Genomic DNA, 21,741 nt, shown 5'->3' with positions numbered 1-21,741 from the left:
TGCTAGCACAATAGATTTTGACAAAATTATACGAAAAACTGGATCCCAGTGGGCTTTGTTGCATCGCTAGCTATGATGGATTAAAGATAAAAAAGATGGAGAATATCAGTAGCTTATTATTCTGGTATTTATAACAAGAACGGTCAGTGAATACCTAAATTTGAGTAAAAGAAATTTCACTACCACTCACTAATCCGGCTAAAATTCAAGAATTTCAATGCTTTAGCTATTTTCAATAGAATTAAGTTTATTAATATAAATAATAAATTACTATTCTTAAATTTGATCAGATTGATTGCAAAAAAACAAGATTTTCAATAGGTTGCTTATAATCCTAACTATAGTTAGCCTTTCATAAGTAGCGATGCAACAAATCCCACTGGAATGGCTTTGTTGCATAGCAACCGAAAAAATCTGGTGGCTACTGACAAAATTCATTATAAATAACCATTTAACTGTTGAAGAAAAAATATGCCACAGAAAATGAAAGTCAGTAACCAAAACGAATATAACAAATTCCTTGAAAAAAGGGGAAATATTTTTCGTTACATCGATGAAGCTATCGAAAATTGGTATGAAAATAGTCCAAAAATGCAGGGCGGCAACTATATTTACAGTGATAAAGTCGTAATTTTGGTGCATATAATTGTCAATCTTTTTAGAATTGGTTTAAGACAAACGGTGGGGTTTATAAAAGGATATCTGCAACAAATAGGAAAAAATTTGGCAGTTATCAGCTATTCACAAGCATCAAGAAGGTTTAAAAAACTTAATATTAAGATAAATGATTGCAGGGTTGATAAAAGCAACATGGAAAATATTGAAATTATCATAGATAGCACAAGTATCAGCATTTACAGTAACACTCCTGGCCACAGTAAGGAAAACAGTGCAGATAGAAAGTACCGAAGCTACGAGCAAGTAAGAAAGTTACATGTTATGTTAAGTGTAAATAGTAAAAAAGCTATAGCTGCAAGATACAGTAATGGCTTCTACTCTGACCACTATGGAGCTTGCGATTTGCTTGAAGAAGTTAATTTTCAGCACAAAATAAAAGCATTATATGCAGATAGGGCATACGATAGGCACAAACTTTATAAATTGTGTAAGAAATACGATATAAAGACAAAAGTTCTACCAAAAAAGGATGCAGCAGAACATTCAAAAATAGATTATATGTCTGACAGAAATGCTGCTATTAACGCGAATTCTGGATTAATAGATGAGGTTAACCATGGAAGATATAACAAACTGTTTTGTTTGGTCGATGATTTTTGCAGAGATATAGAGAAAAATTTTGCAGGTAAACTACTGCCAAATGGTAAAAAACCCACAAGAACAACGGAAATTGAGCACTCCGAAATCATGACAATAATCCTGCTATATCAACAATCTCCGTGTAAAAATTTCAAAACTTTCTATCTACATTACCTAACGTTGCTCTACAAATCAGAGTTTCCAAAGTTGCCTTCATATACCAGGTTTGTTGCTCTAAAGCCTAGGGTTTTGTGGCATTTAGCAATGTTGTTGCATTGGCTTTGTGGACAGTCAGAAAACACTGGAATTTCATATATAGACACAACTCCCATTGCAGTTTGTCATGCAAAAAGAATATCCAAAAACAAAGTTTTTGCTGGAATTGCAAAATTAAGCAAGAGTACTTACGGCTGGTTTTTTGGTTTCAAATTACATATGGTAATCAATGAAAATGGTGAAATTCATTCACTTACGCTAACAAAAGGCAATGTTGATGATAGGATACCTGTGCCAAATCTGACGGAAAAATTAACCGGCCTTTTGTTTGGTGACAAAGGTTATATTGCAAAAGAGCTTTTTCAGAAGCTGTTTGACCGAGGTTTGAAACTTGTTACCAAGGTGAAAAAAGGTATGAAAAATGCATTGATTTCGCTAAATGAGAAGATTTTACTGAGAAAAAGGTCTATCATTGAGACTGTTTTTGGTTACCTAAAAAATAGACTAGAAATTGAACACACTCGCCATAGATCCCCTGTTAATTTTTTGGTTCATATCTTTTCTACTCTCATTTCCTATTCCATCAAATCCAAAAAGCCTTCTATTTCCTATACTTTCTTCCTTCCTTAATCCAGAATTCGCGTTTAGAGCAAAAATTAGAAGCTAAAATAAACCGTGTATTTGAAATAACAGGCAAATTAGAAAAAATAATGAAGGAAAAAGATGAGCTTGGTGAGCAAGAAGAAGAATTACTTTGTAAAATCTCGCGTTTATGTGAACAGTTACAAGAAAAAGAAAATGATATAGCTAAAAAAGAAGAACGCATAACGGAATTGAAAAGGAAAGTAGACAATAATAAATATGAAGAATTACAAAATAAAGAAGTTCATAAAGAAATAGAAAAATTATCTAAAGAAAAAGAGGAATTATGTAAAGAAATAGAAAAATTATGTAAAGAAAAACATATATTATATAATAAATAAGAAGAATTGTATAAAAGACAAGAAGAACTTTATGTAGAATTAGATGAGTTACAATGTAGATTTCAAGAAATTAATCAGAAAAATAAAAACTTATCTCAAGAATTAAAAAAGAAATCTGAAGAGTTACGTGATGCAAATGATTGCATTAATAGTCAATGTTGTGAGTTAGACGGAATAAGAAAAGATTGTAACAATGAGGTAAAAAGTTTAAAAAATTTACTTTTAAAGCAAGACGCTCAAATAGAACAACTTGAAGAAGATTTGTTGAGAAATGCAGAAGAGAAAAAGGGTTATTTACTGGAAATGTTAGAACCTGTGGTAGACGAGGTAGAAAAATTGGTAAACAATAATGAAGCGATCGGAGATCATAGTAGAAAAATAATATTACAGGAGACTCAAAAAATAAAGTTTATATTGAAGGAAATTATGCAATTCACGCCAGGTGAAGATTCTAGATGTGAATCACCATCAGAGGAAACGTTTGATTTTTCACTGGAGGATCTTGGATATGTAAGTCGCTCATCCACTCCGATCAAATTGCCAAATTCACTATTGACAGAATCTTATGAACGCAGTCAGTTCAATCAGAGTGAAAGTATTTGCAAAACACAACAATGAGTCTTATTATAAGATAAATCATGCAAGATAATGAACCCAATAATATGCGCACTGGATACAGAAGACTTAAATAAGGCTATTTCTCTAGCTAATGCCTTACGTAATAAAGTTGGCATGGTAAAGCTGGGATTAGAATTTTTTGCTGCTCATGGTCTCTCTGGAGTGCAAGAAGTTGCAAAATGCAATGTACCAATTTTTTTAGATCTGAAATTGCATGACATTCCAAACACTGTAGCTAAAACAGTTGAAGTAATAAAAGTTCTGAACGTTGAAATGTTAACTCTGCACATCATTGGTGGAACAAAAATGCTTGAAGAAGCGCTAAGTGTAGTGCAAGGCACAAAAATAAAGCTGATTGGAGTAACGGTGCTAACTAGTATGAGCAATGAGGATTTAAACGAGCTTGGAGTAGCAAGAGAGGCAAAATCACAGGTAATTTTGCTTGCAAAGCTTGCAAAAAAGATAGGACTCTATGGAATAGTCTGTTCTGCATTGGAAGCTCAAGAAGTGCGCCGAGAATGCGGTGAAGACTTTAAAATTATTACTCCAGGAATTCGTATAGATCCAGGTCATGACGACCAAAAAAGAACAGCAACACCAAGAGAAGCAATAAATTCAGGAGCTGATTATATCGTCATTGGCAGACCCATTACAAAAACTGCAAGTAGTGCAGAATTAATATTGAAATCCCTTATCTAATTGAAGCAGATAAAAAAAAGTGCTTGACATAAAAAAAACAAACATTATATAGTGTTGTTATCTTTTATTTTGTCCCGCTTAATTTAATTACTGAATTAAGCTTACAGTACTAGGCGTGGTACAAAGTGCCACGCTATTTTCCGATTTACATTTTCAACAGATAAAAAATGATGCCATTCCAGCGCGTGGCGTTGGAATCCAGTTTTCCATCCAAGACGGCAGTGCCCAGACACTGGTTTCCATATCAAAAATGTTTATTTTCCAGCTACTTTTATACTTATAAATTAGTGTGCTTTCTTATAATTAAAATTCCTGGATCCCAGTGGGCTTTGTTGCATAGCAACCGAAAAAATCTGGTGGCTACTGACAAAATTCATTATAAATAACCATTTAACTGTTGAAGAAAAAATATGCCACAGAAAATGAAAGTCAGTAACCAAAACGAATATAACAAATTCCTTGAAAAAAGGGGAAATATTTTTCGTTACATCGATGAAGCTATCGAAAATTGGTATGAAAATAGTCCAAAAATGCAGGGCGGCAACTATATTTACAGTGATAAAGTCGTAATTTTGGTGCATATAATTGTCAATCTTTTTAGAATTGGTTTAAGACAAACGGTGGGGTTTATAAAAGGATATCTGCAACAAATAGGAAAAAATTTGGCAGTTATCAGCTATTCACAAGCATCAAGAAGGTTTAAAAAACTTAATATTAAGATAAATGATTGCAGGGTTGATAAAAGCAACATGGAAAATATTGAAATTATCATAGATAGCACAAGTATCAGCATTTACAGTAACACTCCTGGCCACAGTAAGGAAAACAGTGCAGATAGAAAGTACCGAAGCTACGAGCAAGTAAGAAAGTTACATGTTATGTTAAGTGTAAATAGTAAAAAAGCTATAGCTGCAAGATACAGTAATGGCTTCTACTCTGACCACTATGGAGCTTGCGATTTGCTTGAAGAAGTTAATTTTCAGCACAAAATAAAAGCATTATATGCAGATAGGGCATACGATAGGCACAAACTTTATAAATTGTGTAAGAAATACGATATAAAGACAAAAGTTCTACCAAAAAAGGATGCAGCAGAACATTCAAAATAGATTATATGTCTGACAGAAATGCTGCTATTAACGCGAATTCTGGATTAAAGGAGAATAGAAAAGGCAAGAAAACAGGGTAAACTCAGCAGTTATAAAAAAACAGATGAGGTTAACCATGGAAGATATAACAAACTGTTTTGTTTGGTCGATGATTTTTGCAGAGATATAGAGAAAAATTTTGCAGGTAAACTACTGCCAAATGGTAAAAAACCCACAAGAACAACGGAAATTGAGCACTCCGAAATCATGACAATAATCCTGCTATATCAACAATCTCCGTGTAAAAATTTCAAAACTTTCTATCTACATTACCTAACGTTGCTCTACAAATCAGAGTTTCCAAAGTTGCCTTCATATACCAGGTTTGTTGCTCTAAAGCCTAGGGTTTTGTGGCATTTAGCAATGTTGTTGCATTGGCTTTGTGGACAGTCAGAAAACACTGGAATTTCATATATAGACACAACTCCCATTGCAGTTTGTCATGCAAAAAGAATATCCAAAACAAAGTTTTTGCTGGAATTGCAAAATTAAGCAAGAGTACTTACGGCTGGTTTTTTGGTTTCAAATTACATATGGTAATCAATGAAAATGGTGAAATTCATTCACTTACGCTAACAAAAGGCAATGTTGATGATAGGATACCTGTGCCAAATCTGACGGAAAAATTAACCGGCCTTTTGTTTGGTGACAAAGGTTATATTGCAAAAGAGCTTTTTCAGAAGCTGTTTGACCGAGGTTTGAAACTTGTTACCAAGGTGAAAAAAGGTATGAAAAATGCATTGATTTCGCTAAATGAGAAGATTTTACTGAGAAAAAGGTCTATCATTGAGACTGTTTTTGGTTACCTAAAAAATAGACTAGAAATTGAACACACTCGCCATAGATCCCCTGTTAATTTTTTGGTTCATATCTTTTCTACTCTCATTTCCTATTCCATCAAATCCAAAAAGCCTTCTATTTCCTATACTTTCTTCCTTCCTTAATCCAGAATTCGCGTCTAAAGCGTCCAAAAGGCTTTTCATGCCGTCCAGTTCTTATTCACGTTAATGGTGTGAGTGATGACGTTATAGATAGTGATTACTTTTCAAACATAATTGATTTTGGAGAATTATTGAATTGTAAGTAATTCTTGCTCTACTTTTTCAACTTTGTGTCATTTAACATTGGAACAAGATTCCAGATGACATCTTTCTTGAACTCTTACTATAACAATGTTCGTACAGATATGTGCCACGCGCTGGAATGACATGGTGAGGCGTCATGCTGCCGCGAACCGTCATACCGTCACGGTATCTCTTAGCCGCTAACACGTAGCGGAATGACGAATTACTTGACTTTTACAGGGATGACGGTTGTTGTTTAGCCATAAATATTTAAGAAATTTACCAAATGAAAAAAAAGGCAAAAGAAGCCCTGGGGTTATTATCCGCTTTAAAATATTGGCGTTTTTTATGTTTTAAACGCTTGATAAGCGAGATTCAGCCGCTTTTAATTGCAACTAACTTACGCTGCAAATGTTTAAGAAATTTACTAAGCAGAAAAAAAAGACAAAGAATCCACGAGTTAGCTAGTCTTTTACTATCTCTGTCGAGTATTGGCATTTTTTTGATGTCTTGTAACGCTTTATAAGCGCGTTCAGCTTATTTAGATAAAAATCTAGTGTAGATGAAGTTTTGTAAAGACATACAGTATCTATATACTGCAAAAAATTAAACATAAGACGCCGATACATTAAGTAATCCTTACCTTTTAATCTGCAGACTGGCGAAAGCAAATACAATAGCTTCAGTTTCATGATAAGGAGGCTGGCGAGGCTTGTCAAGTAGTTTCTACCTGAAACCACAATATTCGCACAGTTGGAAAATGGTTGCGGGAGTAGGATTTGAACCTACGACCTTCAGGTTATGAGCCTGACGAGCTACCGAGCTGCTCCATCCCGCGTCGTTGCTTATTTAGTTATTATATATACAATAATAGAAAATAAAAGAATAAAATTACATTATGGTGTATATTTTGTGTATTTATTAACTTTTCTTGACATAATAGTTAGTTATATACGTCATAACCTACACAATGAAAAATATAACTTGATACTATGGTTTCCTGTGTGTCAGTGTGTAGGGATTTTAACCTATTTTTCCCTAAGTTTTGAACCAAGCTGCACTTTTACCATATCTATTTTTCTTTTGCTTTTACCCACACTAATTCTGATTGCAATATTGTATAAAAGGTACGCGATATTATGTATCGCTTTAATTACAGTGCTCATAACGCGAATTCTGGATTAATAGATGAGGTTAACCATGGAAGATATAACAAACTGTTTTGTTTGGTCGATGATTTTTGCAGAGATATAGAGAAAAATTTTGCAGGTAAACTACTGCCAAATGGTAAAAAACCCACAAGAACAACGGAAATTGAGCACTCCGAAATCATGACAATAATCCTGCTATATCAACAATCTCCGTGTAAAAATTTCAAAACTTTCTATCTACATTACCTAACGTTGCTCTACAAATCAGAGTTTCCAAAGTTGCCTTCATATACCAGGTTTGTTGCTCTAAAGCCTAGGGTTTTGTGGCATTTAGCAATGTTGTTGCATTGGCTTTGTGGACAGTCAGAAAACACTGGAATTTCATATATAGACACAACTCCCATTGCAGTTTGTCATGCAAAAAGAATATCCAAAAACAAAGTTTTTGCTGGAATTGCAAAATTAAGCAAGAGTACTTACGGCTGGTTTTTTGGTTTCAAATTACATATGGTAATCAATGAAAATGGTGAAATTCATTCACTTACGCTAACAAAAGGCAATGTTGATGATAGGATACCTGTGCCAAATCTGACGGAAAAATTAACCGGCCTTTTGTTTGGTGACAAAGGTTATATTGCAAAAGAGCTTTTTCAGAAGCTGTTTGACCGAGGTTTGAAACTTGTTACCAAGGTGAAAAAAGGTATGAAAAATGCATTGATTTCGCTAAATGAGAAGATTTTACTGAGAAAAAGGTCTATCATTGAGACTGTTTTTGGTTACCTAAAAAATAGACTAGAAATTGAACACACTCGCCATAGATCCCCTGTTAATTTTTTGGTTCATATCTTTTCTACTCTCATTTCCTATTCCATCAAATCCAAAAAGCCTTCTATTTCCTATACTTTCTTCCTTCCTTAATCCAGAATTCGCGTTTAAGGTGCTATGCAACAAAGCCATCCCAGTGTCACGCACTGGGATGACGAGGTAGAGGGTACTGGGATGACATAGGATAATATGGGATGAAGGAGATAATACAAAAAAACATTAGCTATGTTTTTGCATAACAATGCCTCTCTTCATTCCTGCCAAATCATATACGTATTCTTGAAAAGCTAATTCGTATGAGGGTATTATTTTGTCAATATCATTTTGATCTTCACCTATCTCCAATATCGCAAACCCATTTTTTTTAAGGCACTTTCTCAATATTGGAAAAATACTCAAATAACAACTCAGACCATCAATACCACCATCAAGAGCAATGCTTGGCTCTTTTTGCACTTCAGCTTGCAGGTCTTTTAATTTGCTTCTTTTTATATATGGAGGGTTGCTAATTATAAGATCAAATGAACCTCTGCACTCTGTCCACGAACTTGGAAATATTTTGGCTCTGCTGAGGAGATTATGTTTCTTTGTGTTCTGATAGGCAACTTTGTATGCTTCCAAGCTTTTTTCAAAACCGATGCCGACAGCATATTCATACTCACTAAGTACGGATATCAATAAACAACCTGTACCTGTACCAAAATCCGCGATTTTTAGTTTCTGCTTTTTGTTTGGGTAATATTTTAACACTGTTGAGATTAATGTTTCACTATCTGGTCTTGGATCTAAAACATGTTGGTTAACTATAAAATTTTTACTCCAGAATTCACGATTACCTATTATTTGCGATATTGGATATCTTTCCGCTCTTTTTTTTGTTAATTTCCAAAATAAAAGTTCTTTCTCCATCGGCACTTGATCAGCATGGTTCATAATTATGAATGATCTTTCCACTCCAAGTATGTGCTGCATGATGATTTCACAATCTAAATGTGGTGATTCAACTTTATGTGACGATAATAACTCCGATCCTTCTTGAATTAAAGTGCTGATTGTTTTCATTATTCTAAAAATGTGTTCCTTTCAGCCAAGAATAGCAAGATGAGCGTAGAGCTTCCAGTTTAGGGTACTGCACTAAATCCCAGTGTCAAGCACGCAGCTGTACGAACATTGCAATTTGCAGATTCAAGTAGCTTGACTACTTGGATCCAGCTAAGTTGGTGAGTATAAAAGTATAGCTTCTACGTCATGCCGCCGCGGCGCTAACACGTAGCGGGATGACGAGTTACTATGCCGCCGCGAACCGTCATACCTACCCCTACAATAACATTGCAAGTATTGGTCTTTTTCCCTATAAACGCGAATTCTGGATTAAGGAAGGAAGAAAGTATAGGAAATAGAAGGCTTTTTGGATTTGATGGAATAGGAAATGAGAGTAGAAAAGATATGAACCAAAAAATTAACAGGGGATCTATGGCGAGTGTGTTCAATTTCTAGTCTATTTTTTAGGTAACCAAAAACAGTCTCAATGATAGACCTTTTTCTCAGTAAAATCTTCTCATTTAGCGAAATCAATGCATTTTTCATACCTTTTTTCACCTTGGTAACAAGTTTCAAACCTCGGTCAAACAGCTTCTGAAAAAGCTCTTTTGCAATATAACCTTTGTCACCAAACAAAAGGCCGGTTAATTTTTCCGTCAGATTTGGCACAGGTATCCTATCATCAACATTGCCTTTTGTTAGCGTAAGTGAATGAATTTCACCATTTTCATTGATTACCATATGTAATTTGAAACCAAAAAACCAGCCGTAAGTACTCTTGCTTAATTTTGCAATTCCAGCAAAAACTTTGTTTTTGGATATTCTTTTTGCATGACAAACTGCAATGGGAGTTGTGTCTATATATGAAATTCCAGTGTTTTCTGACTGTCCACAAAGCCAATGCAACAACATTGCTAAATGCCACAAAACCCTAGGCTTTAGAGCAACAAACCTGGTATATGAAGGCAACTTTGGAAACTCTGATTTGTAGAGCAACGTTAGGTAATGTAGATAGAAAGTTTTGAAATTTTTACACGGAGATTGTTGATATAGCAGGATTATTGTCATGATTTCGGAGTGCTCAATTTCCGTTGTTCTTGTGGGTTTTTTACCATTTGGCAGTAGTTTACCTGCAAAATTTTTCTCTATATCTCTGCAAAAATCATCGACCAAACAAAACAGTTTGTTATATCTTCCATGGTTAACCTCATCTGTTTTTTTATAACTGCTGAGTTTACCCTGTTTTCTTGCCTTTTCTATTCTCCTTTAATCCAGAATTCGCGTTTAAGGTGCTATGCAACAAAGCCCACTGGGATCCAGGAATTTTGATTGGGCACTAAGTTGGTAAGCATAAAAGTGGCTGATCTTATGTTAAAACACAACGTTCTTGATGAGATTACGGCAAGGCTGGATTGGCTTTGTTGCATCGCTACTTATGAAAGGCTAACTATAGTTAGGATTATAAGCAACCTATTGAAAATCTTGTTTTTTTGCAATCAATCTGATCAAATTTAAGAATAGTAATTTGTTATTTGTATTAATAAATTTAATTCTATTGAAAATAGCTAAAGCATTGAAATTCTTGAATTTTAGCCGGATTAGTGAGTGGTAGTGAAATTTCTTTTACTCAAATTTAGGTATTCACTGACCGTTCTTGTTATAAATACCAGAATAATAAGCTACTGATATTCTCCATCTTTTTTATCTTTAATCCATCATAGCTAGCGATGCAACAAAGCCATTCCAGTGTCAAGCACTGGAATGACACCATTTGCTGTGCAGTTTACCTTCAAGAATGAATGTTCGTACAGTTGTGCGTCACGCGCTGGCAAACAGATGTGTTTAACTTAACCCAACTTTAAATTTTTCGCTGTTAGTACTAATGATTCATTAAAGAAGCTGTCAATATCGCCAATACTATCTATACTTTTTGTACTGATAGATTGGTCAATCCTTTTGACTAAATTAGATAAAACTTTATTAGGGCCAATTTCAACGAACTTGTTAATACCACAACGCGCCATATGTAAAACCATTTCTCTCCATCTCACTCTGCTTATGACTTGTTTAGCAAGTAAAGTTTTTATAACTTTGGGATCACTCTCCTCTTTAGCTGTAACATTTGATATCAAAGGAACTATAGGGCGAGTCATTTTAATACCCTTCAAAAATTCCAAAACTTTTTCATCAGCAGGTTTCATAAGAGATGAATGAAAAGGTCCACTAACTTGTAATTTAATCAATTTCTTCACACTCGAGTTTTTGAATAAATCAGTTAATATCTCAAGGACTTCTGCAGTACCACTTACCACTACCTGCCCACCGCCATTATCGTTTGCAATTTCACAAATTCCGTCAATTTTGGCTGATCTTAATATGTCTTCCACTTCATTTATCTCTGCTCCAAGCAACGCAACCATTCCGCCTTTACATTTCAGTGAAGCTTCATGCATTGCTTCGCTGCGAACTTTTAGCAGCTTGACTGCAGACTCAAGAGTCAATGCCCCTGCAGCACATAGCGCTGTATATTCGCCAACTGAATGCCCACAAACATATTTAACATTGTGATCAGTGAAAAGAGATTTGCCAAACACATGCTCGATAACGCGTAGCATTGCAATTGACACTGCCATTATAGCTGACTGAGCGTTTTCTGTAATGGTTAATTCTTCAATAGGACCGTTGAAGATTAAATGAGACAGCTTTCTACCCAATATGCTATCTACTTCATTAAATACTTGTCTTGCAACGGAAAACTCACTATATAAGCTCTTTCCCATTCCTACAAACTGAGAGCCCTGACCAGGGAAAGCGAAAATCATGATAACTATTATTTATTCCCTATTAAGTATAACATTTTATCTATTTTTTGTCAATATTTTAGAATAATGATTGACTTAGTGAATTAAGTTCACTAGAATATTAACTGACTAAAAGTTTATAAGCAACAATGAATTATCATAAAATTATTATAGTTATGACAGACGGTCAAGAGTTTGAAACTCGTTCCACTTATGGAAAGGAAGGCGACAGGGTAAAGCTTGATAGAGATCCTCTTACTCACCCTGCATGGACTGGAAGTTTGACAAGCGGGTCAGCAAGTAAAACTAGCAAATTAGCTAAGTTTAACGATAAATATGGAAGCATTTTCTAATTTTCCTCCTCTTTAAGTTTTAGAGAGTTTACTGAAGTATGCATAAATACAAAAATATAGGCTATGTTGCTTCTCAATCACCAAAATCGCAGGAAGTATCTAAACTATTAAAGAAACTTAATTTTATCAATATAACAGAAGAAAATAAGTCCGAAATTGATCTACTGATAGTTGTTGGCGGTGATGGCTTTATGCTACGCACCTTGCATAATTACGTTATAGAAAACAAAAACACACACGTATACGGAGTAAACACTGGCAATGTTGGGTTTTTGATGAATAAATGCTTTAGCCGCAGTGAAGATTTAATTGATCATATAGAGCATGCAACTTCAACTCAGTTAACTTTGCTAAAAATGGAAGCAACAGACACAAGTGGCAAGAGATATCATTACATAGCAGTAAATGAAGTATATGTTTTTAGAAAAGCAAATCAAATAGTAGAGATGAATATTACTATTAATGATAAGCTAAAAGTAGAAAAATTTAGAGGGGACGGAGTAATATTATCTACTCCCACAGGCAGCACTGCATATAACTTCTCTGCCGGTGGCCCAATTTTACCACTAAATTCAAACTTACTTGCACTGACCTCTATTAATAGCTATTACCCAAGGCATTGGAATGGAGCACTAATCTCAAATGATACGATCGTACAAATTGACATTAACGACACAAAAAACCGTCCAGCACTTGTAGTATCAGATTATAAGGAGTTTCATAATATATCACAGATAAAAATACAAAAAGACCATGGGAACACAATCACTCTGCTTTTTGATAAGGATTATTCACTTGATGAAAGAATCTTTGATAGGCAATTTTTATACTAAATTTTTCATAATTATCCGGTACCTGTTCAGATGCATGGCTAATGTACAAATACTGAAACAAAAATTCCAGTGCTCCCTTTCTTGTCATTCCAACGCGAATTCTGGATTAAGGAAGGAAGAAAGTATAGGAAATAGAAGGCTTTTGGATTTGATGGAATAGGAAATGAGAGTAGAAAAGATATGAACCAAAAAATTAACAGGGGATCTATGGCGAGTGTGTTCAATTTCTAGTCTATTTTTTAGGTAACCAAAAACAGTCTCAATGATAGACCTTTTTCTCAGTAAAATCTTCTCATTTAGCGAAATCAATGCATTTTTCATACGCGAATTCTGGATTAAAGGAGAATAGAAAAGGCAAGAAAACAGGGTAAACTCAGCAGTTATAAAAAAACAGATGAGGTTAACCATGGAAGATATAACAAACTGTTTTGTTTGGTCGATGATTTTTGCAGAGATATAGAGAAAAATTTTGCAGGTAAACTACTGCCAAATGGTAAAAAACCCACAAGAACAACGGAAATTGAGCACTCCGAAATCATGACAATAATCCTGCTATATCAACAATCTCCGTGTAAAAATTTCAAAACTTTCTATCTACATTACCTAACGTTGCTCTACAAATCAGAGTTTCCAAAGTTGCCTTCATATACCAGGTTTGTTGCTCTAAAGCCTAGGGTTTTGTGGCATTTAGCAATGTTGTTGCATTGGCTTTGTGGACAGTCAGAAAACACTGGAATTTCATATATAGACACAACTCCCATTGCAGTTTGTCATGCAAAAAGAATATCCAAAAACAAAGTTTTTGCTGGAATTGCAAAATTAAGCAAGAGTACTTACGGCTGGTTTTTTGGTTTCAAATTACATATGGTAATCAATGAAAATGGTGAAATTCATTCACTTACGCTAACAAAAGGCAATGTTGATGATAGGATACCTGTGCCAAATCTGACGGAAAAATTAACCGGCCTTTTGTTTGGTGACAAAGGTTATATTGCAAAAGAGCTTTTTCAGAAGCTGTTTGACCGAGGTTTGAAACTTGTTACCAAGGTGAAAAAAGGTATGAAAAATGCATTGATTTCGCTAAATGAGAAGATTTTACTGAGAAAAAGGTCTATCATTGAGACTGTTTTTGGTTACCTAAAAAATAGACTAGAAATTGAACACACTCGCCATAGATCCCCTGTTAATTTTTTGGTTCATATCTTTTCTACTCTCATTTCCTATTCCATCAAATCCAAAAAGCCTTCTATTTCCTATACTTTCTTCCTTCCTTAATCCAGAATTCGCGTTTATAAATGTCTTTTCTGTGTCCTATCTCTGTGATAACCACTTCATATTTTATAATATTTACGGAATAGACAACGCGATAATCACCTACCCTTAATCTTCTTTGTCCTTTAAATCTGTAATATAATGGCTCACCAAGGTTAATGGGATCAACTGTAAGGCGCTTATTTATCGCATTTATGATCCTTAATCTTATTGTTTTTGGAAGAGCTGGAAGGTCTTTCTCAAGAACACTTTCTATGAAGATAATATTGTATTCCAGTCTACATCCTCACTTCTAATTTTCTTCACACCTGAAACATTACGTTTAGCAGCACGCTCAATTAGTATTTTATCTTCCTCATTTTCAATTGCTTCTTGTATTAGCTTCTCTGCTAGTTCTTTAATGGACTTATTTCTTATTTTAGCCAGTCCAGCAAGACACTCTGAAATTTCGTTGTTGAAAGTTATGCTAAATTTTGAGTTTGCCATATATTTTACCTAAAATCTACTAATAAGTATACAACATTTTTCTGAATTTTTCAATAAAAAAAGTTGCCTATACGTAAAGAGGACCTGTGTTGACAAATAATTAAACATTTGTCATGTACTATGTTTGTTAAGGAGAAATAGCACAGAAGTTAGTATTAAGTATATTAGGAATAAGAAAGGCTGCGCTCAGTCTCACACACTGGAATAACAGGAAAAAACGAACTGCTATACTAAAAAAAAAGAAATAGAATATGACAGAATGGCTAATATCTAATCAGCTTATTGATTATAACTGTGCCGTAAAATCTATGGAAGAAAAAATTCAACAAATTTACAATAATTCAGCAGACGAATTAGTATGGCTACTCCAGCACCCTCCACTTTATACTGCAGGAATCAGTGCAACAGCTGATGATATTGTTGAAAAACTATTTCCTATATATAAAACAGGAAGGGGTGGTAAACACACATATCATGGTCCAGGACAGCGCATCATATATTTAATGTTAAACCTTAAAAAAAGAAATAAATGCGACATAAAGCTATATATTAGAGACCTAAGTAAGTGGATAATAAATGTTTTAAAGCAATTTAATATACTTGGAGAATTTAAAGAGGATAGAATAGGTGTTTGGGTGAATAACAATGGAGTAGAAAAAAAAATTGCAGCTTTTGGTATTCGCTTAAGAAAATGGGTAACTTATCATGGCATAGCGCTTAATGTCTCCCCCAACCTCTCTCACTATAAGGGCATTATTCCTTGTGGACTGCAAGATTATGGCGTCACGTCAATGGAAGAACTAGGAGTGAAAGTTCCACTCTCTGAATTGGATGATATACTAAAAAAAGAGTTTTATAAGATATTTTAATGATCATTTACCTTTTATATCTCATTCTTACCTTATGTGCTAACACACAACTGTACGAACGTTGTAGTTTGGGAGCAATTCCCACCAGTGGGGTGTCATCCCAGTGCCCAGACACTGGGATCCAGCTTCTATGCAACTTAATTAAAAACGTTTGTTTTAGCGTAAGACAACTACCTTTAGCTCATCAGCTCAGTTATAAGCAAAATTTCTGGATTCCAGTGTCAAGCACTAGAATGACACCATTTGCTGTGCAATTTACCTTCAAAAATGAATGTTCGTACAGCTATGGTGCTAACACAGGTATTCATGCAATCGACCAAGTTGATATTATTGCTCCTTCTTCGAAAGGAAAAGAATCAGATCTGACTACCATAAAAGGGTATGTAGAAGCTTTGGATTTTAATCCCCATATTTCGGAGAAAATATATAGTAATTATAATCCATTTTATTCCAACTCTGATGAATTCAGAGCAAATGATTTGATTAGTGCACTAACCGGTGATAGTAAAATAATCTGGTGTATCAGAGGAGGAGAAGGGGCTTCTCGGTTAATTCCCTATCTAGAAAAGTTACCCAATGATAAAAAAGAAAGGATTGCTCAAAACAAAAAAATCCTCATAGGCTATAGCGATATAACTGCCTTGCACATCTATCTACAAGCTAAATATAATTGGCAAACTCTTCACGGCACCATGTTGGAAATGATAGTAAATAACTCCATTTCTGAAAGCTCTGTTAAAAAATTGAAAGAGTTAATTCTTAACAAGCAGGATTCTATCAGATTTGATAAGCTAAAGATGATAAATAATGGCATTAGACTAAAAGATGGCAGATTAAAGTCTAAAATCATCGGTGGTAATATGACTCTAGTTGAAAATAGTATAGGAACTGCTTGGCAAATAAATGCAAAAGGTAAAATTCTATTTTTAGAGGACATAAGAGTTTACCCATACGCAATAGAGCGCAGTTTAGATCACTTAAAGCAAGCTAATATTTTCGATGGAGTACATGCAGTAATCTTTGGGGATTTCATTAACTGTTATAATGATAATCTTGTTGAAGTTGTAAAAGAAAGGTTTGCAAAAAGTGTTAACTTTCCTGTATTTACAATGAAAGGGGTAGGCCATGGACATACAAATGACCCTTTACCTCTTAACACTCACGCTATTATTAGCGTTCAAGACGAAAAAGAAGGTTTGTTTTTTATGGATGTGCAAAATGTTAGCTACACATAGCTGATAGCTCACTAGGCTTCTTTTGAAATTGTTAAGGTAATTGTCATCCCAGTGCCCTGACTACTTGGATCCAGAAGACTTAATTTTAACCAAGCAGGCTGCATAATAAACGCGAATTCTGGATTAAGGAAGGAAGAAAGTATAGGAAATAGAAGGCTTTTTGGATTTGATGGAATAGGAAATGAGAGTAGAAAAGATATGAACCAAAAAATTAACAGGGGATCTATGGCGAGTGTGTTCAATTTCTAGTCTATTTTTTAGGTAACCAAAAACAGTCTCAATGATAGACCTTTTTCTCAGTAAAATCTTCTCATTTAGCGAAATCAATGCATTTTTCATACCTTTTTTCACCTTGGTAACAAGTTTCAAACCTCGGTCAAACAGCTTCTGAAAAAGCTCTTTTGCAATATAACCTTTGTCACCAAACAAAAGGCCGGTTAATTTTTCCGTCAGATTTGGCACAGGTATCCTATCATCAACATTGCCTTTTGTTAGCGTAAGTGAATGAATTTCACCATTTTCATTGATTACCATATGTAATTTGAAACCAAAAAACCAGCCGTAAGTACTCTTGCTTAATTTTGCAATTCCAGCAAAAACTTTGTTTTTGGATATTCTTTTTGCATGACAAACTGCAATGGGAGTTGTGTCTATATATGAAATTCCAGTGTTTTCTGACTGTCCACAAAGCCAATGCAACAACATTGCTAAATGCCACAAAACCCTAGGCTTTAGAGCAACAAACCTGGTATATGAAGGCAACTTTGGAAACTCTGATTTGTAGAGCAACGTTAGGTAATGTAGATAGAAAGTTTTGAAATTTTTACACGGAGATTGTTGATATAGCAGGATTATTGTCATGATTTCGGAGTGCTCAATTTCCGTTGTTCTTGTGGGTTTTTTACCATTTGGCAGTAGTTTACCTGCAAAATTTTTCTCTATATCTCTGCAAAAATCATCGACCAAACAAAACAGTTTGTTATATCTTCCATGGTTAACCTCATCTGTTTTTTTATAACTGCTGAGTTTACCCTGTTTTCTTGCCTTTTCTATTCTCCTTTAATCCAGAATTCGCGTCAAAAACAAAGTTTTTGCTGGAATTGCAAAATTAAGCAAGAGTACTTACGGCTGGTTTTTTGGTTTCAAATTACATATGGTAATCAATGAAAATGGTGAAATTCATTCACTTACGCTAACAAAAGGCAATGTTGATGATAGGATACCTGTGCCAAATCTGACGGAAAAATTAACCGGCCTTTTGTTTGGTGACAAAGGTTATATTGCAAAAGAGCTTTTTCAGAAGCTGTTTGACCGAGGTTTGAAACTTGTTACCAAGGTGAAAAAAGGTATGAAAAATGCATTGATTTCGCTAAATGAGAAGATTTTACTGAGAAAAAGGTCTATCATTGAGACTGTTTTTGGTTACCTAAAAAATAGACTAGAAATTGAACACACTCGCCATAGATCCCCTGTTAATTTTTTGGTTCATATCTTTTCTACTCTCATTTCCTATTCCATCAAATCCAAAAAGCCTTCTATTTCCTATACTTTCTTCCTTCCTTAATCCAGAATTCGCGTTAGAAATTGAACACACTCGCCATAGATCCCCTGTTAATTTTTTGGTTCATATCTTTTCTACTCTCATTTCCTATTCCATCAAATCCAAAAAGCCTTCTATTTCCTATACTTTCTTCCTTCCTTAATCCAGAATTCGCGTTTAAGAATAGTAATTTGTTATTTGTATTAATAAATTTAATTCTATTGAAAATAGCTAAAGCATTGAAATTCTTGAATTTTAGCCGGATTAGTGAGTGGTAGTGAAATTTCTTTTACTCAAATTTAGGTATTCACTGACCGTTCTTGTTATAAATACCAGAATAATAAGCTACTGATATTCTCCATCTTTTTTATCTTTAATCCATCATAGCTAGCGATGCAACAAAGCCATTCCAGCGTCGCGTGCTGGAATGACAATAAAGAGCATATGGTTACGCAAGAAGTCTACTTTTTATTCTTAATCAACTCTAAAGCCTTCTTCAAATCTATGCTTTCAATATCTGCACTCTTGCCCAAAGCAACGTTTGTTTTACCGCATTTTATATAGAATCCGTACCTACCGTTGCAGATGAAAACTTCTTTTCCCTTTTCATTAACCCCGAGAGATTTTAGCTCTTTGCGTGGACTGTTTGCAATAATTTGTACAACTTCGCTCAATTCTGTATTCAGCACCTCTTTGGAGCTTTTCTTAAGAGAAAAGTATTTACCATCATAGAAAATATAGTATCCAAATCGTCCAAGGCCTATTTTTACTTCCTTTCCGGTTTCTGGGTGTTCTCCAATTACTTTTGGCAAGGAAAGTAACTGAGTAGCGGTATTCAGATCAATCTCATTAACATTTATATCTTTTGGTATAGAAACCGCTTTTTTCTTTTCTGACTCATTATTAAACTGCAGGTAAAGCCCAAAAGGACCTTTTTTAATTACTACCTCTTGTCCTGTTATATCATCTACACCTAAACTTTTTGGATATTCTGAATTGTCGTTACTACCTGTAATTTCTTTTGTATGGTTGCATTCAGGATAGTTAGAACATCCAAGAAATACCCCCGCGCGCCCGAAGTTTAATTTCAATATGCCATCAGAGCAAATAGGACATTTCGTATTCACCTCTTTTCTTCCTTCTTCTGAACAAAACCAATCGACTACCAAATCGTGAATGCCGCTGAAAACTTCATCATGCGTCATTTGCTTGACAGAGTTTACATGACCAAAAAATGGCACCCAAAAGTGGCCTAATTCTTTTTTCCAATCTGCATGTCCATTTGAGATTAAATCAAGCTTTTCTTCCATTTGTGCTGTGAAATCATACTCTATACAACGCTGAAAAAAGGTTTCTAAAAATATAGTAACGATTTTACCACGACTGCTTGGAATAAACCTTTTGCTATCCAATGAAACGTACTCACGATCTTGTAATACCGAAATAATTGTTGCATAAGTTGATGGGCGGCCTATACCGATTTCTTCCATTTTTTTTACGATACTTGCTTCACTATAACGAGGTGGCGGTTGAGTAAAGTGCTGTTTTGGCTCAACTGAAATCAGCTTACACGCTTCCCCTTCTTTCATGACAGGTAGCAGGCCTTCATTTTCGGCTTCTATGTTATCTTGGTAGACTCTATAAAAACCATCAAAGAATATACTTGATCCACTTGCTCGCAGAATTACTTTCTGGTCAGTAGAACTAATTTCAACTACCACTTGATCAAGGATCGCCGATTCCATCTGACTTGCAATGGTTCTTTTCCAGATTAAATCGTACAATTTAAATTGCTCTGGCGTTAAGTAATCCTTAATACTACCCGGCGTTCTGTTGATATCAGTTGGACGAATTGCTTCATGTGCTTCTTGAGCATTTTTGACCTTTTTTACATATTTACGAGGAGACTGCGGTAAATATTTATCACCATATAATGACTTAATTGACCCTCTAATTGAGTTTATAGCCTCACCTGCAATATGAAACCCATCTGTACGCATGTAAGTTATCAACCCTACAGTTTCACCACCAATATCGATACCTTCATATAAATTTTGCGCTATGCGCATAACACTTTTCACATTAAAATACAGTTTATTCACTGCATCTTGCTGAAGACTTGAAGTAATAAACGGAGGAAGCGGGTTTCTCTTAACTTGCTTGCGTTCTACTGTGCTTACAGCATATTGCCTTGACTCAATCTCCCTGACTAAGTTCTTTGCCTCTTCTTCATTCTTAATATCAAATTTTTCTAGCTTTTTATTGTCATAGTGGCTTAGCATAGCAAAAAAAGCCTCATCTTTGCTATTTTGCATTTCTGCCTTTATGCTCCAATACTCCTGTGTTATAAACTTACTGATTTCATCTTCTCGTTCGCATATAAGCTTTAATGCAACAGACTGCACTCGCCCTGCAGACTTGCTCCCCGACAATTTCGTCCATAACAGCGGTGATAAGCTAAATCCAACTAGATAATCCAAAGCTCTGCGTGTTTGCTGTGCACGCACTAAATCCATATTTATTTCACGTGGATTTTTTATAGCCTCTTGTACTGCTCTTTTTGTTATCTCATTAAAGACTACTCTATAAATGTTGTTTTCATTACTGATTGCTTTCTTTTCTTTTAATGTCTCTATCACATGCCAAGCCATTGCTTCCCCTTCTCTGTCTGGGTCTGTTGCAAGATATATATCTGATGTTTTGCTTGCGGCTTTTACTAACTCTTTTATATACTTTTCTGCTTTTTCAATGGTTTCATACTTTATAGCAAAATCATTATCCGGATCGACAGAACCGTTTTTTGCTGGAAGATCCCTCACATGTCCAAAGGATGCAGCTACTTTGAACTCTTTACCCAAATATTTACCTATTGTCTTTGCTTTCGCAGGTGATTCAACTATTAATAATGCCATGTTGTTAATTATTTTAGTACTTAAAGATAATATGTTGAGAAATATACGATGAAAAGTAAAAAAATATTTTAATAGGTCTTGTGAATTTTACAAAGTAGATTATTCATGGATTCTAGAAAACCCTTGGACGTTGCTATTTTCAAGTGACTTTGAAGGCTCATTTATGTAAACATTCTACCCAGTATTTCAGTAACTGTCAATTTTGCTAACAAATTACGTGAAAATTTATAGAAAACACTGAACTCTGTAGCATTACAAAAAATCCAATTATTTTCTTGCATTACTCTCTGTCATCCTGCTACTCCTTTCTTGTCATCCCGCCGCGAACCGTCATACCGCCGCGGTATCTCAGCCGCTAACAAGAGATCCCGCTAACACGTAGCGGGATACTTAACCGTCATGTCGCCGCGAACCGTCATACCGTCACGGTATCTCTTA

At 34.8% G+C, this 21,741-nt stretch carries 19 protein-coding genes, 1 tRNA gene and 5 pseudogenes; 16 read left to right on the top strand and 9 right to left on the bottom strand.

Features of this window, described 5'->3' with window-relative positions:
• Nucleotides 1-471 precede the first annotated feature (471 nt).
• The 7 genes and pseudogenes from AAGD95_RS01035 to AAGD95_RS01005 all read left to right on the top strand — a co-directional run.
• A pseudogene (locus AAGD95_RS01035) lies at nt 472-1,209 on the top strand (transposase); the annotation flags it as partial.
• Nucleotides 1,210-1,218: 9 nt separating this feature from the next.
• The gene (locus tag AAGD95_RS01030; protein ID WP_410542086.1) at nt 1,219-2,103 is read left to right on the top strand and encodes an IS982 family transposase; all 885 of its coding nucleotides are present in this window, start codon (nt 1,219-1,221) and stop codon (nt 2,101-2,103) included.
• Between the two features lie 80 nt (nt 2,104-2,183).
• On the top strand, nt 2,184-2,456 hold the full coding sequence (locus tag AAGD95_RS01025) for a hypothetical protein (protein ID WP_341818603.1): 273 nt from the start codon (nt 2,184-2,186) through the stop codon (nt 2,454-2,456).
• 6 nt (nt 2,457-2,462) lie between these two features.
• Nucleotides 2,463-3,074, top strand: coding sequence for a hypothetical protein (locus AAGD95_RS01020; RefSeq protein WP_341818602.1), 612 nt, complete (start codon nt 2,463-2,465; stop codon nt 3,072-3,074).
• 30 nt (nt 3,075-3,104) lie between these two features.
• Nucleotides 3,105-3,773 carry an orotidine-5'-phosphate decarboxylase gene (pyrF, locus tag AAGD95_RS01015; RefSeq protein ID WP_341818600.1) on the top strand — a complete coding sequence of 223 codons (669 nt, stop codon included), beginning with the start codon at nt 3,105-3,107 and terminating at the stop codon, nt 3,771-3,773.
• A 410-nt stretch (nt 3,774-4,183) separates the two neighbouring features.
• Nucleotides 4,184-4,882: a transposase gene (locus AAGD95_RS01010; RefSeq protein ID WP_341818189.1), complete on the top strand. Its 699-nt coding sequence runs from the start codon at nt 4,184-4,186 to the stop codon at nt 4,880-4,882.
• A 132-nt stretch (nt 4,883-5,014) separates the two neighbouring features.
• Nucleotides 5,015-5,865: pseudogene (locus tag AAGD95_RS01005) on the top strand (IS982 family transposase).
• Between the two features lie 881 nt (nt 5,866-6,746).
• Here AAGD95_RS01005 and AAGD95_RS01000 read toward each other — a convergent pair.
• Nucleotides 6,747-6,823: transfer RNA gene (locus AAGD95_RS01000), tRNA-Met, on the bottom strand.
• A 346-nt stretch (nt 6,824-7,169) separates the two neighbouring features.
• Here AAGD95_RS01000 and AAGD95_RS00995 point away from each other — a divergent pair.
• Complete coding sequence (locus AAGD95_RS00995) at nt 7,170-8,054, top strand: IS982 family transposase (RefSeq protein WP_410542086.1); 885 nt, start codon at nt 7,170-7,172, stop codon at nt 8,052-8,054.
• 126 nt (nt 8,055-8,180) lie between these two features.
• Here the strand turns inward: AAGD95_RS00995 and prmC are convergent, their stop codons facing one another.
• Together prmC and AAGD95_RS00985 are read right to left on the bottom strand one after the other, a co-directional pair.
• Nucleotides 8,181-9,023, bottom strand: coding sequence for a peptide chain release factor N(5)-glutamine methyltransferase (gene prmC, locus AAGD95_RS00990; RefSeq protein ID WP_341818599.1), 843 nt, complete (start codon nt 9,021-9,023; stop codon nt 8,181-8,183).
• A gap of 309 nt (nt 9,024-9,332) precedes the next feature.
• A complete protein-coding gene (locus tag AAGD95_RS00985) occupies nt 9,333-10,184 on the bottom strand; it encodes an IS982 family transposase (protein ID WP_410542088.1) in 852 nt (283 codons plus the stop codon).
• A 15-nt stretch (nt 10,185-10,199) separates the two neighbouring features.
• Between AAGD95_RS00985 and AAGD95_RS00980 the strand changes: the two genes are divergently transcribed.
• Nucleotides 10,200-10,331: a hypothetical protein gene (locus AAGD95_RS00980; RefSeq protein WP_341818598.1), complete on the top strand. Its 132-nt coding sequence runs from the start codon at nt 10,200-10,202 to the stop codon at nt 10,329-10,331.
• Nucleotides 10,332-10,849: 518 nt separating this feature from the next.
• On the opposite strand, the gene fabD is transcribed toward AAGD95_RS00980, so the two are convergent.
• Nucleotides 10,850-11,824: an ACP S-malonyltransferase gene (fabD, locus tag AAGD95_RS00975; RefSeq protein ID WP_341818597.1), complete on the bottom strand. Its 975-nt coding sequence runs from the start codon at nt 11,822-11,824 to the stop codon at nt 10,850-10,852.
• Nucleotides 11,825-11,952: 128 nt separating this feature from the next.
• Here fabD and rpmE point away from each other — a divergent pair, with 128 nt between their 5' ends.
• On the top strand, nt 11,953-12,156 hold the full coding sequence (rpmE, locus tag AAGD95_RS00970; RefSeq protein WP_250294634.1) for a 50S ribosomal protein L31: 204 nt from the start codon (nt 11,953-11,955) through the stop codon (nt 12,154-12,156).
• 38 nt (nt 12,157-12,194) lie between these two features.
• Nucleotides 12,195-12,989 (top strand): NAD kinase, encoded by a 795-nt coding sequence (locus AAGD95_RS00965; RefSeq protein ID WP_341818596.1) that lies wholly within the window; start codon nt 12,195-12,197, stop codon nt 12,987-12,989.
• A 106-nt stretch (nt 12,990-13,095) separates the two neighbouring features.
• Here the strand turns inward: AAGD95_RS00965 and AAGD95_RS00960 are convergent.
• Nucleotides 13,096-13,310, bottom strand: a pseudogene (locus AAGD95_RS00960) (transposase); the annotation flags it as partial.
• A gap of 102 nt (nt 13,311-13,412) precedes the next feature.
• Between AAGD95_RS00960 and AAGD95_RS00955 the strand changes: the two are divergent.
• Nucleotides 13,413-14,264: an IS982 family transposase gene (locus AAGD95_RS00955; RefSeq protein WP_410542088.1), complete on the top strand. Its 852-nt coding sequence runs from the start codon at nt 13,413-13,415 to the stop codon at nt 14,262-14,264.
• Here the strand turns inward: AAGD95_RS00955 and AAGD95_RS00950 are convergent.
• Both AAGD95_RS00950 and AAGD95_RS00945 read right to left on the bottom strand, forming a co-directional pair.
• Nucleotides 14,236-14,448 carry a type II toxin-antitoxin system RelE family toxin gene (locus AAGD95_RS00950; RefSeq protein WP_341818871.1) on the bottom strand — a complete coding sequence of 71 codons (213 nt, stop codon included), beginning with the start codon at nt 14,446-14,448 and terminating at the stop codon, nt 14,236-14,238. The genes AAGD95_RS00955 and AAGD95_RS00950 overlap by 29 nt on opposite strands.
• A gap of 65 nt (nt 14,449-14,513) precedes the next feature.
• Nucleotides 14,514-14,747 (bottom strand): DUF6290 family protein, encoded by a 234-nt coding sequence (locus tag AAGD95_RS00945; protein WP_341818595.1) that lies wholly within the window; start codon nt 14,745-14,747, stop codon nt 14,514-14,516.
• Nucleotides 14,748-14,998: 251 nt separating this feature from the next.
• Between AAGD95_RS00945 and lipB the strand changes: the two genes are divergently transcribed.
• Nucleotides 14,999-15,616: a lipoyl(octanoyl) transferase LipB gene (gene lipB, locus AAGD95_RS00940; RefSeq protein ID WP_341817024.1), complete on the top strand. Its 618-nt coding sequence runs from the start codon at nt 14,999-15,001 to the stop codon at nt 15,614-15,616.
• A gap of 233 nt (nt 15,617-15,849) precedes the next feature.
• Complete coding sequence (locus AAGD95_RS00935) at nt 15,850-16,851, top strand: LD-carboxypeptidase (protein ID WP_341818870.1); 1,002 nt, start codon at nt 15,850-15,852, stop codon at nt 16,849-16,851.
• Between the two features lie 123 nt (nt 16,852-16,974).
• Here AAGD95_RS00935 and AAGD95_RS00930 read toward each other — a convergent pair whose 3' ends face one another.
• Nucleotides 16,975-17,826, bottom strand: a complete 852-nt coding sequence (locus AAGD95_RS00930) for an IS982 family transposase (protein WP_410542088.1) — start codon at nt 17,824-17,826, stop codon at nt 16,975-16,977.
• Nucleotides 17,827-17,929: 103 nt separating this feature from the next.
• On the opposite strand from AAGD95_RS00930, the pseudogene AAGD95_RS00925 reads away from it, so the two are divergent.
• A pseudogene (locus AAGD95_RS00925) lies at nt 17,930-18,415 on the top strand (IS982 family transposase); the annotation flags it as partial.
• 16 nt (nt 18,416-18,431) lie between these two features.
• Nucleotides 18,432-18,554, top strand: a pseudogene (locus AAGD95_RS06435) (IS982 family transposase); the annotation flags it as partial.
• A 298-nt stretch (nt 18,555-18,852) separates the two neighbouring features.
• On the opposite strand, the gene topA reads toward AAGD95_RS06435, so the two are convergent.
• Nucleotides 18,853-21,303, bottom strand: coding sequence for a type I DNA topoisomerase (topA, locus tag AAGD95_RS00915; protein ID WP_341818594.1), 2,451 nt, complete (start codon nt 21,301-21,303; stop codon nt 18,853-18,855).
• Nucleotides 21,304-21,741: the final 438 nt, after the last annotated feature.

The organism is Wolbachia endosymbiont (group B) of Ennomos erosarius (genome assembly GCF_964026905.1).
GTDB lineage: Bacteria > Pseudomonadota > Alphaproteobacteria > Rickettsiales > Anaplasmataceae > Wolbachia.
Note: the sequence above shows the minus strand (reverse complement) of the source record. Positions and strands in the feature narration are given on the sequence as shown.

What these genes read in the sequence shown, in the direction of transcription:
- prmC (WP_341818599.1), bottom strand. Translation starts at nt 9,023, where the DNA reads ATGAAAACAATCAGCACTTTAATTCAAGAAGGATCGGAGTTATTATCG.
- topA (WP_341818594.1), bottom strand. Translation starts at nt 21,303, where the DNA reads ATGGCATTATTAATAGTTGAATCACCTGCGAAAGCAAAGACAATAGGT.
- AAGD95_RS01010 (WP_341818189.1), top strand. Translation starts at nt 4,184, where the DNA reads ATGCCACAGAAAATGAAAGTCAGTAACCAAAACGAATATAACAAATTC.
- fabD (WP_341818597.1), bottom strand. Translation starts at nt 11,824, where the DNA reads ATGATTTTCGCTTTCCCTGGTCAGGGCTCTCAGTTTGTAGGAATGGGA.
- lipB (WP_341817024.1), top strand. Translation starts at nt 14,999, where the DNA reads ATGACAGAATGGCTAATATCTAATCAGCTTATTGATTATAACTGTGCC.
- AAGD95_RS00935 (WP_341818870.1), top strand. Translation starts at nt 15,850, where the DNA reads ATGACACCATTTGCTGTGCAATTTACCTTCAAAAATGAATGTTCGTAC.
- AAGD95_RS00980 (WP_341818598.1), top strand. Translation starts at nt 10,200, where the DNA reads ATGGTTAACCTCATCTGTTTTTTTATAACTGCTGAGTTTACCCTGTTT.
- AAGD95_RS01025 (WP_341818603.1), top strand. Translation starts at nt 2,184, where the DNA reads ATGAAGGAAAAAGATGAGCTTGGTGAGCAAGAAGAAGAATTACTTTGT.
- AAGD95_RS00965 (WP_341818596.1), top strand. Translation starts at nt 12,195, where the DNA reads ATGCATAAATACAAAAATATAGGCTATGTTGCTTCTCAATCACCAAAA.
- rpmE (WP_250294634.1), top strand. Translation starts at nt 11,953, where the DNA reads ATGAATTATCATAAAATTATTATAGTTATGACAGACGGTCAAGAGTTT.
- pyrF (WP_341818600.1), top strand. Translation starts at nt 3,105, where the DNA reads ATGAACCCAATAATATGCGCACTGGATACAGAAGACTTAAATAAGGCT.
- AAGD95_RS00945 (WP_341818595.1), bottom strand. Translation starts at nt 14,747, where the DNA reads ATGGCAAACTCAAAATTTAGCATAACTTTCAACAACGAAATTTCAGAG.